The 1240-nt window shown below is 64.1% G+C and carries 1 protein-coding gene; it reads left to right on the top strand.

Going from position 1 to position 1240, the window contains the following annotated elements:
• Nucleotides 1-63 precede the first annotated feature (63 nt).
• Nucleotides 64-1214 (top strand): IS3 family transposase gene (locus AX730_RS07050; protein ID WP_232310199.1). Its coding sequence is split into 2 segments (ribosomal slippage): nt 64-310 and nt 310-1214, totalling 1152 coding nucleotides; the frame shifts between segments, so codons are not numbered across the junction.
• Nucleotides 1215-1240 lie beyond the last annotated feature (26 nt).

Genomic DNA, 1240 nt, shown 5'->3' with positions numbered 1-1240 from the left:
TGGACCGGCCAGCCTTTCGTAGACATCCGGTTGCCATAATTGATGGCAATGACCGAGGTGTTTATGAGCAACAGCAAGCAGTACACGGATGAGTTCCGGGCCGAAGCGGTGAAGCAGGTGATCGAGCGTGGCTTCACGGTAGTGGACGTCGCCTCCCGGATCGGGATTCCCAAGCACACGTTGTATGGCTGGGTGCAGGCGGCCAAGAAGACGATGCCGGCCGCTGGAGCCACGGTTGCGCCGAGCGACTCAGCCGAGATCCGCCGGCTCAAGGCCGAGCTGCGGCGGGTGACCGAGGAGCGCGACATCCTAAAAAAAGCCGCCGCGTACTTTGCCAAGGGGTAAGGGCGAAGTACGCGTTCATGCGTGCGCACGTCCGGGAGTTCCGTCTGGTGGCGATGTGCCGGGTGCTGGGCGTGCAGCGCAGCGGCTACTACGCCTGGCTGCGCCATGGCGCCAGCGCTCGCGAGCGTGAGGACCAGCGTCTGCTGGGGCTGATCAAGCACCACTGGCTGGCCAGCGGCACGGTGTATGGCTATCGCAAGATCACCCTGGATCTGCGCGAGGCCGGCGAGCAATGCAGTCGGCACCGCGTCTTGCGGCTGATGAAGGCCGAGGGTCTGCGTGCCCAAGTCGGCTATGGCCGCAAGCCGCGTCATCGCGGCGGCCCGGCGGGCGTGGTGGCCAATGTGCTCAACCGGGACTTCACGCCACAGGCGCCGAACAAGGTCTGGGTGACGGACATCACCTACATCCGGACCTACGAGGGCTGGCTGTTCCTGGCGGCGGTAATGGACCTGTACTCGCGGCAGATCGTGGGTTGGGCAACCGCTTCGACGATGACCAGCGATCTGGTGCTGCAGGCGTTGGTGGCGGCGGCTTGGCGGCGCAAGCCTGGCCCAGGCGTGCTGGTGCATTCGGATCAGGGCTGTCAGTTCACCAGCGGCGATTGGCAGTCGTTCCTGAAAGCGCACCGGATGGTGCCGAGCATGAGCCGACGCGGGAACTGCCACGACAATGCCGTTGCCGAGAGCTTCTTCAGCGTGCTGAAGAAAGAGCGGATCAAGCGGCGGATCTACCCGACACGCGCCATGGCAGCATCGGACGTGTTCGACTACATCGAGATGTTCTACAACCCGATCCGCCGGCATGGTTCCGCTGGCGGACTGTCACCGGTAGAGTTTGAAAGGCGCTACGCGCAGAGCGGCGACTGAGTGTCTACAGAACTCTGGCCGGTCCA

The organism is Pseudoxanthomonas mexicana, assembly GCF_001556105.1.
Classification (GTDB): domain Bacteria; phylum Pseudomonadota; class Gammaproteobacteria; order Xanthomonadales; family Xanthomonadaceae; genus Pseudoxanthomonas_A; species Pseudoxanthomonas_A mexicana_A.
The sequence above is the reverse complement of the archived record's forward strand: the minus strand, read 5'-3'. Positions and strand labels throughout refer to the sequence as shown.